Here is a 15,987-nt window from a genome sequence, read left to right on the forward strand (position 1 = left end):
TCTGCTATTCCTCTGCCTCTTCTTGGCGCACGCCTTTGCCATGGGTCGCTTCAGGCGTTGCTTCCATATAAATACTTTGTGTCGGAAAGGCAATTGAAACTTCTTCTTCTGCAAGAATTCTCATGAAATCAAGGTGCACACGTTCACGAACTTGCAACCATTCAGACCAGGCTGTCGTTTTTGTAAAAAAGTAAATTAAAACATCCAGACTATACGCATTAAACTCATGAAAATGAACTTCAAGCTCTTCTTGATCAATTTCATCATCATGTTTTAAGTACTCACGAAACCGTTCTACACACCGCTCCACCTTATCCGGCGGGGTTGTATATGTTAAACCTAGCGTCACCATAACCCGCCGTTTATCCATTTCTGACCAGTTTGTGATGGCTTCATTGGCAAGCGTGGAATTCGGTACGATCATTAAAGAATCCTGAAAAGTGCGGATGCTCGTACTCCGAAAAGAGATGTCTTCCACAATTCCCTCGACCGAAGGAGTTTCAACCCAATCCCCGCGTTTAAACGGACGTTCTGTAACGATTACAACACCACCAAAAAAGTTACTCAAGGTATCTTGTGCTGCAAGTGCAAACGCAAGTCCACCTAAACCAAGGCCGGCAACAAAACCTGTAATTTCATAACCCCATTCCTGGGCAATCACAGTTACCGTTAAAGCAATAATGATAAATCGTAATAGCCGTGAAAGAAATGGCACAACCATACTATCTTCATGTTGGTCCACTTTTCTTATAAACGATCTGAAAATCGCTGAGGAGGCTGCCGAAAAATTGTATAACCCCCACCCTAGCGCCACAAGGACAAAGGAACGGAAAAGTGTATGAATATATACGTTCACTGCACTTGGAAGTGGTAAATACAAAAGCGCAAGATAAAAACCAAGAATACTTAAAAGAAAGTGAAATGGCTTCTCAAAAGATAGAAGCAAGTTCGGCATAAAATTTGTACGGCCCTTACGGGACAGGCGCAATATAAAAGAAAATAAATATTTCGTGAAAATTTTACGAAACAAATAAAGCAAAATAAATATGAGTAATGCAATAAGGTACTGCTGCCAATCAGCACGACTAGCTATTTCAAGCCACGATTCCCAATCAGTAAGGTTCATCTTCGATTCAGCCTTTCTATATGAAAACTTACAGCTTCATCTTACCATGATCTACACGTATGCTTGCAAAAAAAAACCGCCGTAATGGCGGCCAGCGTGTAGACAAACTTTCAAGAAAAGCGGAGGCTGACGTCCCTTTTTCGGCTCGCGCTGTTCCTGGTGGCGTCGCCGCCGATGCTCGTCAGCCTTGCGTCATTTGATGGTCATGAATAGTAGAGGTCACTTTGGTCAAGCAACATCTACATGAATCAATTTCATAATGACGCTTCATGAGCGATCAAAACGAACCATATACAATGGGAATCCTTAATGATCCGTTAACTAACAAGTGACCGAAACAAAAGAAGGCGACTCCCAAAGGATCAAGCGCAGGCTGAAGATCCACTTGTTCGATTGGAAATCAAATCGAACAAGTTAGCTGAAGCCAAGCCCTCGGGAAAGCGTCCGTCTGGCGTGAAGGTCACGTTCATGATCCGATTTTTCCTTTTAACAGGGCAACTCGCGGCGGTTGGAGCAGTAAGTTGTGAGTTAATGTTAAGTTTTGTACTTTGTCTACAGCCTGACCGCCATAATGGCGGCATTAATCTTATTCATACATATATGCTACCTTATGCTTGGTACACACAATTACCATCTATATAAGTTTCTTTCACTGATGTACGGTAATCAAGCGGGTGCCCGTCCCAAATGACAAAGTCCGCTTCTCTTCCTGCTTGAAGCAAACCAAGACGATCCCCAAGGCCTAAATGAACCGCGGCTTGGTGGGTGACAGCCCGCCAGGCAATATCTTCAGCAAGCCCGTGTTTTACGGCAGTAGCTGCACTCGTTACAAAGTTCTCAATACTAATAACCGGATGATCTGTTGTTATTGCAATATTTACACCAAGCTCATCGAGCACCCTTAATGTATCCCAAGTTTTATCAGATAGCTCTACTTTCGATTTCGGGGTCATCGTCGGACCGACCGAGACGGAAACACCGGATTTAGCAACACGATCGGCAATCTTATGTGCCTCAGTACCGTGTTCTAATGTCATCGGGATTTGAAACTCATCTTTAATTCGGAGCGCCGTTGCAATGTCATCCGCCCGGTGTGCGTGGACACGAAGCGGAATTTCGTGATTTAACACTTTCACTACATGCTCCATATGCAGGTCGCGCTGCACGTCTTGGCCCTGTGCCAACTGATTTCGGTAATGATCTGCTTCAACGAAAGTCTCTCTCATTAATGCGGCGATCCCCATACGGGTAACTGGTTTTTTCCCTTGGTCTCCGTAAACGCGCTTAGGGTTTTCACCGAGCGCGCCTTTTAATCCTGATGGAGAAGTGATCGCCATTTCATCTGTGAGTGTTCCTTCAGTCTTAACGGTACACATTTCTCCTCCAATGACATTTGCACTACCCGGAAGCACTTGAACTGTTGTGACACCGTGTTTTCTTGCGTTATAAAATCCTTCATCTGCAGGATTGATACCATCAAGAGACCGTACCGATGGCGTAATCGGATCGCTCGTTTCGTTAAAATCAGCACCAGGCTTACCAATTCCCTCTTCGTGCACACCTAAATGCGTATGTACATCAATCAAACCAGGTGTTAACACACAGCCTGTAACATCAATTCGCTCCGCCTCTGACGGAACGTCTTGAAGCGCTGAAACGCTATGAATCTTCCCTTGCTGAACAACGAGCGCCATTCCTTCTGCAACACGGCCGTCTCCGTTTAAAATTCTTCCGTTTATGTATGCCTTCATAGATAAAACCCCTCTCGCTGATTTTCTTAAATCTTACATTAGTCTATCATTCGAGCATGAAAAGCCATAGAGAATATTGAAATTTTTCGTCATTTAACTTTTTTATTGACAGAAGTACTGCAGCATTATAATATATGGTTGTCGCTTCTACAATAACTTATACAAATTGTCCCGTTAGCTCAGTTGGGAGAGCGCCACCTTGACAGGGTGGAGGTCGCTGGTTCGAGCCCAGCACGGGACACCATACATAAATACTACAACACCGGGCTTTTTAAGTTCGGTGTTTTTATATGTCATGCAAGGGGAGGGTTAATTGCAAACATCAATTATATTATTAACCACTTTTCAACTCCTCAAGCACTTCTCACTTAAAATTAATGGGATGCAAGCCACAGCTTATGATTTCCATTAATTTCTTTTAAAAACGCCAAAAGCTGATTTGAAGCTTCACAACTTACTTCAACAGCTTTTGGCGTTTTTCATGCGCACTATACTTTTTCAAACTTAAGTTTCACGAGGGCTGCACGCTTTTCCAAGACAATACCCTTGAATCTTATACCCTTTTCTTTTCAGCCAGCGAATACTCATATTTTTAGCAGAAATATCCTCGGCGATAACAACAATTGGCTTTTGTTCAATGGTGTTGTAGTGCCGCTTCAAATGAGCAAGAGGCATAGGTACAACTTCCCCTTCTGGCAGCTCGCCATCTACGTATTGATAATCGCGTACGTCCACGTATAAAACATCCCCGTCCGCGGATGTTTCATTCTGCAAATGATCAACTCCAAGCACTGGTACAAAGCGATAATATAATGAAAACATGAGCCAAAGCAGCAGGAAGCCTAAGGCTGCATACATCATGGTGGTGCCTCCTTCATAAACAATATCCTTAAAAAACTTATCTCATATCAAGGAGATTTGCAACACTTATGCTCACCTTGTAAGCCAATGGCCTATCTACATATTAGAAAAGATTAACATATCGTTTGTTTTTTTGATCTCTGGAAATACTGTAACAAGAAATTAGAACAGGAGGGATTAAGATGCAGTTTCGCTGGAAAGCGGTAGGTATGTGTCTTTTAATCACATTAGCAGCTTGTCAACCTCGAGCCGAAGAACCTTTAGACCACGAACTTCAGCCCGTTCAATCGGCAGCAGATTCAAGTGCTCGTGCAGAAATGACGCTTGCGAGCGGAGAAGATGCCGGCACAGTATCTTTTCTGAGAAATAAGGAAGGACTGACAGTCGTCACCGGGCACCTGCACGATGTAACACCAGGTTTTCACGGCTTTCACATTCATGAAAATGCAATTTGCGAACCTGAAGCACCGGATGGCCCGTTCACAAGCGCCGGCGGCCATTACAACCCTGAAAATACCGATCATCCCGCACATAGTGGAGATTTAGTACCTGTTTACGCTGTTTCAGACGGCACAGCTCAGTTTTCATTTGTAACAGACCAATTCAGCCCGGAGGAATTGATTGACGCGGAGACGGCACTAATTTTACATGAACAACCGGACAATTTCGCAAACATCCCTGACCGCTATGTATCTCAAAATACAGGAGAAGCTGGACCGGATGAAGATACACTTGCCACCGGTGATTCAGGCGCCCGTGAAGCTTGCGGTGTGATTGGTGCCCAAAATTCCAGTACTGAGTAAATCAGACGCTATTCAGTTATCCAGAAAAAACACCGCCATGTTGGTTTCGGAAAGCATGTGAACAGTGCAGCGCGTATAATCTCATGCCGCTACGGTTCTTAGGATTTACGAAACATTCTAATGGCCAACCTGCGCAAATACCGGAATAAATAACCAATAACGAAGGAACGAATAATACGTCGAACGATTAATCCCACCGAAGATCACCTGCTTTCTATTTAAGATTGAAAAGCCTATTTTTAATTTAATCATAGCAGGGGCGCAATCGCGGCTGAATTCTAATAACCGTAACGTTGATACGTACCGGCGGCGTCAGTACAGAACAATTACGAAGTATGCAGCCGCCGGGAGCGTTCAACAAAAATGCAGTATACAACTTCAGTTTGGCTAAGCGTAAATGCTGTAGCATTCACGCTCATATTCAAAACAACAACCAAAAAATTTCGCCACTGTGTTTACCGGTGTTCATCAGGACCTTCGTGTACACCTAAAGCGATTTTCGCATAGCGGGACATCATGTGTTTACCCCAAGCCGGACTCCACACAATTTCAACGTCAACGTCTTGAATCTCACCAAATTCAATCAAATCATTTAAAGAACTTTTAATATCCGATACGATTGTACCGGCAAGTGGGCACCCCATCGATGTCAAAGTCATCGTTACTTTCGCATCGCCATCCTTATCGACATCCACACCATACACAAGTCCAAGGTTTACAATATCAATACCAAGTTCCGGGTCTTGCACGTTCTCAAGCTCTGCATACACTCGTTCTTCAATTTCACTCATATTTTCGAGCGACATAATGACTCCCCCTTTTGTTAAAAATTATTCCCTTACTCCGAGTTTCAAAAACGTGAATGGATCATGCTTGAAAAAAGCAGTGAACTAAATCGCCCCCCTATTTCAAGCTTACATTTACAACGTATCACTCGCAAATATTACTTGAACTATATAGTAAAGTTTAAACAAAATGCTGACCTCTTTTACATAACGTCTTTCTTTTAACAAACTCTTCAATAATCACAGAACAACTGCTGTAAGACCTGCGCTTTGACAACTGCATTTGAACTTTGTCGAGCGCACGATTATCAAACATTGATAACCTGAACTTGTTAACGTTTTCATTTGCGTTAAATTTTTTCGTTCGACAATTTTCTTTTTATCTTGACGAACTTGTATATGCAGGATAGACTATAAGTGCTTTGATCATGTATATACAAGGTTAACTTTATTGACATGGTTCTTTTTTAGAGCTTATTTGAAAACGGATACAGGAAGGAGAAAATGGATATGGCGGATGTTACGAGACAAGCTGTCGAACAGATCGTCGAAGCCCTCGGAGGAAAAGATAATATTTCCTCAGCTACACACTGTGTGACCCGACTCCGGCTCGTGTTACACGATGATGAAAAGGTAGATCAAGAAAAACTTGAAAGCTTAAACCTTGTTCGAGGCTCTTTTTCTACAGCCGGTCAATTTCAAGTGATTATCGGGCAAGGAACTGTTGAAAAAGTTTATGCAGAACTTTTACCGATCACAGGTTTAGGAGAAGCATCTAAAGACGAAACGAAGCAGGCAGCTCAAGAAAAGCAAAATTGGCTGCAGCGCGGCGTAAAGATGCTTGCTGATATTTTTATACCGATCCTCCCAGCAATTGTTACTGCAGGTCTACTGCTTGGTTTAAACAATTTGTTAGTTGGTGAAGGGATTTTCTTTGATAATCAATCGATCATCGATGTTTATCCACAATGGGCTGATTTAGCAGACATTATTAATTTAATTGCGAATGCAGCCTTTACTTTCTTGCCGGCTTTAATTGGTTGGTCAGCTGTGCAGAGATTTGGCGGCAGTCCGCTTTTAGGAATTGTACTCGGTTTAATCCTTGTACACCCTGATTTATTGAATGCCTGGGCTTACGGAGATGCTGCGGAAGCCGGTGAAATTCCTGTATGGAACTTGTTTGGCTTAGAAATTGAACAAGTTGGTTATCAAGGGCAAGTTCTTCCGGTGTTAATTGCATCCTTTGTGCTTGCAAAAATTGAGAACTTCATGAAACGTATTACACCAGATGCCATTGAAATGCTCGTTGTCGCACCGGTTGCTTTGCTTGTTACAGGGTTTCTATCCTTTATTTTGATTGGACCTGTGATGTTTACAGTTGGTAACGGCATTACTGATTTCTTTGTCATGATGTTTGAAAACTTTTCAGCACTCGGTGGCTTACTATACGGGTTATTGTATGCACCACTCGTTGTAACGGGGCTGCACCATACCTTCTTAGCTGTTGACTTACAACTTGTTGGCAGTGATGCCATCGACGGAACGTTCTTGTGGCCAATCTTAGCCTTATCTAATATTGCTCAAGGTTCTGCTGCATTTGCAATTATGATGGCAACGCGAAGCGAAAACATGAAAGGCTTATCTTTCACAAGTGGTATTTCAGCTTGGCTCGGGGTAACAGAACCGGCAATGTTCGGTGTTAACTTACGCTATAAGTTTCCTTTCGTTTGTGCAGTCATCGGTTCAGCCATTGCAGCAACCTACGTTTCCTTAAACAACGTACTTGCCGGCTCGATCGGGGTTGGCGGTGTGCCTGGCATCTTCTCGATTTTACCGGAAGACTGGATTCCGTTTTTAATTGGTATGGTGATTGTCATTATTGTGCCGTTTGTATTAACCTACGGCTATGCGAAGCTTAAAAAGCAGGATGTTTAATTATTGGCTTCGCGCGGTTTTTCCGCGCGGAGTTCTCTTTCGTTTTATAATTTTTTTGTGAGGTGACTTTTATGTCAACAATGAATGAATGGTGGCGCAAATCTGTCGTTTATCAAATTTACCCTAAAAGTTTTAATGATACGACCGGTAACGGCACTGGTGACTTAAACGGCATTATTCAAAAACTTGACTATTTACACGAACTCGGTATTGATGTCATTTGGCTGACACCGGTTTATGCTTCCCCTCACCGGGACAATGGCTATGACATTAGTGATTACTTTTCGATCCATCCGGACTTTGGGACAATGGAAGACTTTGATCGACTTCTTGATGAAGCACACGCTCGTAATATTAAAGTGATCATGGACATCGTCGTAAACCATACATCTACTGAACACCCATGGTTTCAAGAAGCTTTAAAAGGAAAAGATAACCCTTACCGTGATTATTATATTTGGAAAGACCCGGTTGATGGTGATGTACCGAATAACTGGCAGTCAAAATTCGGTGGAAGTGCCTGGGCTTATGACGAAACAAGCGGACAATACTATTTACACTTATTTGATATTACCCAAGCTGATCTTAACTGGGAAAACGAAAATGTTCGACGCGATGTCTACGAAATGATGGATTTTTGGTTTAATAAAGGAGTTGACGGTTTCCGCCTCGACGTTATTAATTTAATCTCTAAAGATCAACGCTTTCCAAATGATGATGGGTCTGTGGCGCCGGGAGACGGGCGTAAATTTTATACAGATGGTCCGCGGGTACACGAATTTATGCACGAAATGAACGAAAACTCGTTCTCAAAATATGACATTATGACTGTAGGCGAAATGTCCTCAACAACTGTCGATCACTGCATTAAATATACCAACCCGGATCGTGAAGAACTTGATATGGTGTTTAATTTCCACCACTTAAAAGTTGATTATCCTGAAGGAGAAAAATGGGCTGTCGCTGATTTTGACTTTTTAGCGCTGAAAAACATTTTATTTAAATGGCAGACAGCAATGCATGAAGGTGGCGGCTGGAATGCGCTCTTCTGGTGCAACCACGACCAGCCCCGGGTTGTTACACGCTTTGGAAATGATGGCGTTTATCATAAAGAGTCAGCAAAAATGCTTGCTACTTCAATGCACATGCTGCAAGGCACACCTTATATTTATCAAGGTGAAGAGTTTGGCATGACTGATCCTAAATTCAACGACATCTCAAGTTATCGTGATGTTGAAACGTTAAACACGTACGAGCGGTTAACCGCACTCGGTGAATCACACGAGGATATCATGGAGAAAATTCAAGCCAAGTCCCGGGATAACTCCCGAACACCAGTACAATGGAACGATAAAGAAAAAGCTGGGTTCACAACGGGCACGCCTTGGATCGAACCGGCACCGAACTACGAGCAAGTTAATGCAAAAACAGCGCTTAAAGATCCAAATTCAATTTTTTATCATTATCAACGCCTCATCCAACTGCGGAAAACTTATGATATTATTACTTTTGGTGATATGGAACTACTCGATGCAGAGGATCCGGCCATGTTTAACTATATACGTACTTGGCAGGGTGAGACTTTGCTTGTCATCAACAATTTTTACGAGGAATCTGCAACATTTACTTGGCCTGTTCACATTTTGGAGCCAACGAATGATTGTGATGTGCTCATCAGCAATTACGAAAAGGCGCCAATGCCTGCAGAGGCGATGCAGCTGCGCCCGTATGAATCTATCGTTTTTCACCTTGGCGCCAAGGCATAAACGCTGGGAGGGCGTGTTATTATGCAGCGAAAGTATTTACAGATTTACGAACAGCTCGCTGAAGCAATCCGGGATGGTTTATACCCACCCGGCTCTCTACTTCCTTCAGAACATGCGCTTTGTGAAAAGTATACGACATCTAGAGAGACAATTCGTAAGGCGTTAACCCACTTATCGGAACACGGCTATATTCAAAAGCAACAAGGACGCGGATCTATCGTTTTAGATCAAACGAAACTGCAATTCCCCGTTTCCGGCCTTGTTAGTTTTCAAGAGCTTGCTCAAGGACTTGGAGAAAACGCTGTAACGCACGTTTTAGATTTACAAGTTTTAAAAACCGTTCCGGAACATCTTTTATCTCAATTAGACCAACCTGACGATACTTTCGTTTGGAAGCTTTGGCGAGTGCGTGAAGTTGATGGTGAACGAATTATATTCGACCGGGATTATATTCTTTATGACATCGCTCCTGGACTAACTTACAGCATTGCTGAAAACTCAGTTTATCAATATTTAGAACATAAGCTGAACCTTACGATAAGCTTTGCAAAGAAAGAAATTACTGTGGAAGAACCAGATGAACATGACCGTAAGTACTTAGATATTGACGGGTTCTCCAACATCGTGGTTGTTCGTAACTTTGTTTATTTAGAGGACACCACGCTATTTCAATATACCGAGTCACGGCACCGGCCGGACCGCTTTCGCTTTGTTGACTTTGCGAGACGGCGTGCGTCTGATGCCAATTAATACGTTAGAAAGGAGGGTGAGTTTCATTATGAACTCACCCTCCTTTGTTTTTTTGACTTACTTATTACGCAGGAGTTCAATCCACGCTGTTAAACTGTGCAGTGATTTTTCCAGCTGTTCCTTCGTCTTGCTGTCTGTTAAATTCCCTTCATCGTCAACTTTTTTATTCACACCGCCGATGTAAACTTCTGGATGCTCAAGGACGGGCGATCCTGCAGCCCGTAATGTCTGCTTTACCTGCTGCTGGCTCAGTGCGGTACCTAGCTGTGAAGGTGAGGCGCCGGCAACTGCTGCTGGCTTAGATGCTAGTGCATTATCATTTGCCATACTACCTGCCCAGTCTAAAGCATTCTTTAAAACACCTGGCATGCCGTGGCTGTATTCCGGCGTTACAATGTATATTGCATCCGCTCGGTGAATCGCATCTTTAAAAATTTGTACTGTCTCCGGGTCACCACCCGCTTCGTCATCAGCATTGAAAAGCGGAATGTCTGCGAGTGAAAAAATATTTACGACAGCTTCATCACCGCCGATCATTTTCAACTCTTTAAGGACGGACTGATTAAACGATCCCGTCCGCAGACTCCCTGCAATCCCTAAAATCTTATACGCTCCCAAAAACGTACCCTCCTTTTACATTCCCGGTAAAAGCCCTCTGCATCGTTATGCAGAGGGCTATAGGTTCAAGCCCGGGCTCTCCGGGAGTGCAGCTGCAGCGGCAAAGGATATGAGCCCGGCTCCTGAAGGCAGCCATATCAACTTACGTCTTCAGAGCCTCATCGTACTCGTACTCAACATCCTCTATAACTTCTTCCCCACACACATAGCAGTAGAGCGATTTAGCCACCGGATCATAAACACCGTTTAAAAAACCGTCCATGCTATACACGTCTTGTTTGCAGCCCTTGCATTGCCCGAGGTATTTTTTCAACACTAACACCTCTTTAATGCCGCTGCATTTCAGGCTGCTTCCCTGATTGACGATTCCCCGGAACGTCGCTTCATAAACATTACACAACGGCGTACTCAGGTGAACCTCCTGCAAGTACTTGTTGAATATGACGAACGGTCATCGCTGCCATTTTACGCCGAGTCGCCACCGTCGCACTGCCGATATGAGGAGTGGCTGTTACTTGTGGCAGCTGAAGTAGAGGATGATCAGATGAAATCGGCTCATCTTCAAAAACATCAAGTCCTGCTGCCCCGACCGGTCCATCAACTAACGCCTCATATAGCGCTTGCTCATCGATCACGCCTCCTCGAGACGTGTTGATTAGCACTGATCCTTCTTTCATGGTAAACAGTGCCTTTCGATCGAGCAGGTACTTCGTTTCCGGTGTAAGCGGGGTCTGCACACATACAAAGTCAGAGCTTGATAGTACCTCTTGGAATGATAAATAGGCAGCCCCTAGCTCTTGTTCTGCCGTTTCATTCCTTGATCGATTGTAGTAGCAGATATCCATTGAAAAACCTTGTGCGCGCCGGGCAACAGCTTCACCAATTCTCCCCATACCGATAATGCCAAGTCGTTGTTCATAAATGTCGACACCTGTATGGAAGAATGGCGCCCACGTCTGCCATTGATTATTTTTAATGAGCGCCTCGCCTTCCGTAACCCGCCTGGCTGATGAAAGTAATAGTGTGAATGTTAAATCCGCCGTCGTTTCAGTCAAAACATCCGGTGTGTGTGCTACTTTAATACCGTGCTTTTGGCAAACAGGAATATCGATATTGTTGTAACCTACCGCCATTGTCGCTATCACCTTTAACTTGGGCGCAGACTCAATCAGTTCCTGATCAATCGTATCGGTCACATTACAAAAAAGTGCATCAGCATCTTGTAACTCTTGTTTTAAGTCACGGTAAGGCATAGGCGTTTCTTCATAAGGCCAAACGACAAGGCGCGCTTGTTCATGTAGCGGAGCTAGCAAATCTTCCGGAAGACTTCGAGTAACGACAATTTTATGACTCAAAATTCACACCTCTTTTTTTCAATTTTTTTCAGCTTAAGTGTATGCCATTGATCCGCCTGCTGCTCTTCTGCTACTGAAAATCCAACAGACTTACACATATTTAGAACATCTTCACGCCGCCAGGATATAATACCTGAAATAATAAGCGTATTTACATTTTGCAGTGACAGCTTTGGCAGCAGCTTGAGCGTAACTTCTGCGCCAATATTTATGACGATATACGTAAACTTGGTTTCAAACGGTAGTAAAGAAAAAACATCAGCTTCATAAACCTCAGGAAGTGTTTTTAGTTGATTGATGTTAAACTGCCAATCTACTTCGCGCTTAACAGGTTCAATATCAAATGTACTCACATGCAGTGCCCGAGAAGCAGCTGCTGCTACAGCCAAAACGCCCGAGCCTGTACCAATATCAGCTACCTGCTCACCGTCCGGCGGGTCGTTCAACATTGTCTTTAAACAATGAACTGTCGTCGGGTGCAGACCGGTTCCGAAATTGCCTTGTGGATCTAAACGAATTTCTTTTTCTGCTTTTTCTTGGGTGAAAGGAGGATATGAAAGGGTGTACCCGTTCGTTAACGTGACAGGTTGATAACTAGGTATAGACGTATCGATCTTCAGTTCAAATAAACGGCCTGGTGATAAACCTAAAAATTTTTCAGCTTCTTCTATTGTGGCACAGGGTAAATTAAAGAAATGCAAGGTGGCGGTACAGCTCTCCGTACGAAATTGGTATCCGTCATGTACTGCTTCGTTTTCCCCATTTTCATCTATAAAAATCTCCGTAAAGCCTTGTTCAAACAACTGCTCCGCCCAAGTTCGGTCCTCGCTTGTATGTAAATATACAGCTGTATGGACTAATGTCACACTTGAAGCCTCCCTTCTCTTTTCTTACTATTATCATATACTTTATCGTTTTCACACACAAAAAAATCCCAGATAAAACTGGGATTCCAGCGTGTAGACAAACTTTTAAGAAAACCGGAGGCCGACGTCGCTTTTCGGCGGACGCTTGCCCCCGGAGGGCACAAGTACGACATCGGTTTGATCTGCGCTCACGCTTGAAGTCACCGTGTCTTCTTAGCCCCCGTCACGGCCTCAACTACCTCGGCAGAAATTCACTTCCTGCAGGATTTTCGGCTCGCGCTGTTTTTGGTGACGTCGCCGCCGGCGCTCATCAGCCTTGTGTAGTTTTAAGGTCATCAAATGTAAAGACCCTCTTGATCAAGCAATTTCTACATGAGCCAATTTCATCATGACGTTTTATGCGCAATAAAAAGAAGATGACCCATCAATATAAAAGTGACCCAAACGAAAGACGGCGACTCCCAGAGGATCAAGCGCAGGCTGAAGATCCACTTGTTCGAATGGTTTTGATTCGAACAAGTTAGCTGAAGCCAAGCCCTCAGGAAAGCGCCCGCTTTCGTTCCGGTTACGTTCATGATTCGGTTTTTAAACTCTTTATAGGGCAGTCCGCGGAGCCCAGATCCGGAAGCTGTCCGTGAATGTTTAGTTTTGTACTTTGTCGACAGTCTGAATCCCAGATAAAGTTATACTGAAGCTCCTTGTGCCGCAAATGGGCTGTGGGCGGGTGTAATAACATCTGACCGGCTCCGGTTAGCTAAATAATTCGGCCGTGGCGGCTGTCCTGAATATGGATCTTCAAGCCTGTTTTCAACAGAGTTAAAGACAAAGAAAGCATTGCTGCGGGCATAAGGAGAAATGTTTCCAGCAGACCCGTGCATGATATTGCAGTCAAAAAACAACACCGATCCGGCCGGCCCTGTAGCACGATCAATTTGATGCCCCGCTTGTTCAGCAAGCCAAGTCATGCTTTCGTGGTCCGGCACACCTGCTTCCTGCTTTTGTAAAGAAGATTTATAGTTCGCTTCAGGTGTTTCACCAGGACAAGATACATACCACTTATGAGAGCCAGGGATAAGCATCAGTGGCCCGTTATACTCATGATTGTCGGTTAAAATAATTGAACAGCTAAGCGCTCTCATATCCGGCATCCCATCTTCTACATGCCACGTTTCAAAATCCGAGTGCCAGTAGAATTCTTTGCCTTTAAATCCTGGTTTAAAATTGATGCGGGATTGGTGAACATATATGTCACTACCTAGAATTTCCCGGGCAATATTTGCAATACGTTCATCACTGGCTAACTGCTTAAAAAACGATGAATTTTCGTGCACATCAAAAATTGAGCGTACTTCATTAGATTCTGGTTCCTTTATGACTGTCTCATCATCAATCGTTTCATGACGCTTTAATTCATCATTAAGTTTTTCAACCATTAAACGAATTTCCTCAGCCGAAAATAAATCTTTCTTCAATAAGTATCCATTTTGCTCGTAAAAAGACACATCATTTGGATCCATCCAACCTTTCAAATCACCGCTTCCTTCATGAATAACTGGATCCTTTCTTTCCAAAATACTGGCTTCTTCACCTGTCCTTGATGGATAACGATCCTGATTCATTTCATCAACCTCCTTGAAAAATTGGATTTTTCTTTCATTTTCTATTTTACCGACTTCAGCTGTTAACACAATCCGAGTATTAAGCTTTATGCTTACGTATAACGCTGTCAGCGCTTTCTGTACAAAGTGTACCGCTGTTACGTCAATGTATCAGCGGAAACCTATGTATTGTAAAAAGAAGTTGTATTTTGACAATTTCAAACCTTAATTGACAGGTGATTCAATTTAGCTTACTACATCACATTTTTTTATCATTGTTAAAATTAACACTTGCAGGATTTTATCGATTCAGCGCAAAATAGATTTAGAGTTTATAAAATTTTTGCAGTTCTTGGAGGATGATACGAATGAGCTACCGTGTTGAGAAAGATACGCTTGGAGAAATGCATGTACCTGCTGATAAACATTGGGGCGCACAAACGCAGCGTAGTCTGCACAATTTCCCGATCGGTATTGAAACCATGCCGCTTGAAGTCGTGCGTGGCTTTGCAATTTTAAAAAAAGCTGCAGCCCTCGCCAATAATCGTTTGAATAATTTGGATGACCATATTGCAGAAGCGATCTCTGAAGCAGCTGATGAAGTTATTCGCGGCGAATTGAACGATCATTTCCCTCTCTCTGTATGGCAGACCGGAAGCGGTACACAATCTAACATGAATATGAATGAAGTTCTTGCCCGCCGTGGTACAGAAAAGTTACAGGAAAAAGGGTACGAGGTCAGCATACATCCAAATGATGATGTGAACCGGTCACAAAGCTCTAATGACACATTTCCTACAGCAATGCATGTAGCTTCAGTTACAAAAGTTGAAGACGAACTTCTACCTGCACTTAATAAACTGAAAAATACTATGAAAGAAAAAAGTGAAACTTTTGATGCTGTGATTAAAATCGGACGCACGCATTTGCAAGATGCTACACCGCTTACCCTTGGCCAGGAAATCAGTGGATGGCACCGCATGCTGGAAAAAAGTGAGGAAATGGTGACTGAAAGCCTCCGACATCTTCGCGACCTTGCCATTGGTGGTACCGCAGTGGGTACAGGCATCAATGCACACGTGAATTTTGGCACTTATGTCGCTGAAGAAATTTCTAAGATCACCGGTAAAACTTTTCAATCTGCACCGAATAAGTTTCATGCCCTTACATCCCATGATGATACCGTGCATGTACACGGTGCACTGAAAGGACTTGCGGCGGACTTAATGAAAATTGCAAATGATGTGCGCTGGCTTGCCAGTGGACCTCGCAGTGGTATTGGGGAGATTACAATTCCTGCAAATGAGCCGGGAAGCTCAATTATGCCGGGCAAAGTCAACCCGACGCAATCGGAAGCGCTAACGATGGTGGCAGCACAAGTCATGGGGAATGACGCAACGATTGGCGTATCAGCAAGCCAAGGTAACTTTGAGCTGAACGTGTTCAAGCCTGTGATTGTTTACAATTTCCTTCAATCCTGCACCCTGCTTTCCGATGCAATGACTAGTTTTAATGATAAATGTGCAGTCGGAATTGAACCAGATCAAACGAAAATTGATGAGCACCTGCGCAACTCTTTAATGCTTGTCACAGCACTTAACCCGCATATCGGCTATGAAAATGCTGCTAAGATTGCTAAGCAGGCACATGAAGCTGGTACAACCTTAAAAGAAGCTGCAATTAACAGCGGTCTTCTTACCGAAGAACAGTTCGATAAAATTGTGGATCCATCACAAATGGTCGGGCCAAGCTCCTAATATTAAAAAACATTAA

13 protein-coding genes and 1 tRNA gene are annotated in these 15,987 nt (G+C 43.4%); 6 read left to right on the top strand and 8 right to left on the bottom strand.

Annotation, left to right across the window (positions count from 1 at the left end; all coding sequences use genetic code 11):
* Positions 1–4 precede the first annotated feature (4 nt).
* Positions 5–1,126: a mechanosensitive ion channel family protein gene (locus tag B0H94_RS02135; protein ID WP_106587594.1), complete on the bottom strand. Its 1,122-nt coding sequence runs from the start codon at positions 1,124–1,126 to the stop codon at positions 5–7.
* Between the two features lie 608 nt (positions 1,127–1,734).
* On the bottom strand, positions 1,735–2,877 hold the full coding sequence (locus B0H94_RS02140) for an amidohydrolase (protein ID WP_106587595.1): 1,143 nt from the start codon (positions 2,875–2,877) through the stop codon (positions 1,735–1,737).
* Positions 2,878–3,045: 168 nt separating this feature from the next.
* Between B0H94_RS02140 and B0H94_RS02145 the strand changes: the two genes are divergently transcribed.
* Positions 3,046–3,121: transfer RNA gene (locus B0H94_RS02145), tRNA-Val, on the top strand.
* Between the two features lie 260 nt (positions 3,122–3,381).
* Here B0H94_RS02145 and B0H94_RS02150 read toward each other — a convergent pair.
* Positions 3,382–3,738, bottom strand: a complete 357-nt coding sequence (locus tag B0H94_RS02150; RefSeq protein WP_106587596.1) for a sulfurtransferase — start codon at positions 3,736–3,738, stop codon at positions 3,382–3,384.
* A gap of 182 nt (positions 3,739–3,920) precedes the next feature.
* On the opposite strand from B0H94_RS02150, the gene B0H94_RS02155 reads away from it, so the two are divergent.
* Positions 3,921–4,541, top strand: coding sequence for a superoxide dismutase family protein (locus B0H94_RS02155; protein WP_106587597.1), 621 nt, complete (start codon positions 3,921–3,923; stop codon positions 4,539–4,541).
* A 455-nt stretch (positions 4,542–4,996) separates the two neighbouring features.
* Here the strand turns inward: B0H94_RS02155 and B0H94_RS02160 are convergent, their stop codons facing one another.
* On the bottom strand, positions 4,997–5,347 hold the full coding sequence (locus B0H94_RS02160) for a metal-sulfur cluster assembly factor (RefSeq protein ID WP_245893875.1): 351 nt from the start codon (positions 5,345–5,347) through the stop codon (positions 4,997–4,999).
* Between the two features lie 489 nt (positions 5,348–5,836).
* On the opposite strand from B0H94_RS02160, the gene treP reads away from it, so the two are divergent.
* The 3 genes from treP (at position 5,837) to treR (ending at position 9,777) form a co-directional block, all read left to right on the top strand.
* On the top strand, positions 5,837–7,261 hold the full coding sequence (gene treP / locus B0H94_RS02165) for a PTS system trehalose-specific EIIBC component (protein ID WP_106587598.1): 1,425 nt from the start codon (positions 5,837–5,839) through the stop codon (positions 7,259–7,261).
* A gap of 80 nt (positions 7,262–7,341) precedes the next feature.
* Positions 7,342–9,027, top strand: coding sequence for an alpha,alpha-phosphotrehalase (treC, locus tag B0H94_RS02170; RefSeq protein ID WP_106587726.1), 1,686 nt, complete (start codon positions 7,342–7,344; stop codon positions 9,025–9,027).
* A 21-nt stretch (positions 9,028–9,048) separates the two neighbouring features.
* The gene (gene treR, locus B0H94_RS02175) at positions 9,049–9,777 is read left to right on the top strand and encodes a trehalose operon repressor (protein ID WP_106587599.1); all 729 of its coding nucleotides are present in this window, start codon (positions 9,049–9,051) and stop codon (positions 9,775–9,777) included.
* Positions 9,778–9,834: 57 nt separating this feature from the next.
* Here treR and B0H94_RS02180 read toward each other — a convergent pair whose 3' ends face one another.
* The 4 genes from B0H94_RS02180 to thpD form a co-directional block, all read right to left on the bottom strand.
* Entirely contained in the window at positions 9,835–10,395 is a 561-nt protein-coding gene (locus B0H94_RS02180) for an NADPH-dependent FMN reductase (RefSeq protein ID WP_106587600.1), read from the bottom strand.
* A gap of 392 nt (positions 10,396–10,787) precedes the next feature.
* Positions 10,788–11,750, bottom strand: coding sequence for a 2-hydroxyacid dehydrogenase (locus tag B0H94_RS02190; protein WP_106587602.1), 963 nt, complete (start codon positions 11,748–11,750; stop codon positions 10,788–10,790).
* Positions 11,747–12,616: a 50S ribosomal protein L11 methyltransferase gene (locus tag B0H94_RS02195; RefSeq protein WP_106587603.1), complete on the bottom strand. Its 870-nt coding sequence runs from the start codon at positions 12,614–12,616 to the stop codon at positions 11,747–11,749. The genes B0H94_RS02190 and B0H94_RS02195 overlap by 4 nt, the downstream gene beginning before the upstream one ends.
* A gap of 683 nt (positions 12,617–13,299) precedes the next feature.
* Positions 13,300–14,235 carry an ectoine hydroxylase gene (gene thpD, locus B0H94_RS02200; protein ID WP_106587604.1) on the bottom strand — a complete coding sequence of 312 codons (936 nt, stop codon included), beginning with the start codon at positions 14,233–14,235 and terminating at the stop codon, positions 13,300–13,302.
* Between the two features lie 347 nt (positions 14,236–14,582).
* Between thpD and fumC the strand changes: the two genes are divergently transcribed.
* A complete protein-coding gene (fumC, locus tag B0H94_RS02205; RefSeq protein ID WP_106587605.1) occupies positions 14,583–15,971 on the top strand; it encodes a class II fumarate hydratase in 1,389 nt (462 codons plus the stop codon).
* Positions 15,972–15,987 lie beyond the last annotated feature (16 nt).

Origin of the sequence: Salsuginibacillus halophilus, from assembly GCF_003014715.1 — a bacterium.
In the GTDB taxonomy this organism is placed as follows: Bacteria; Bacillota; Bacilli; order Bacillales; family Marinococcaceae; genus Salsuginibacillus; species Salsuginibacillus halophilus.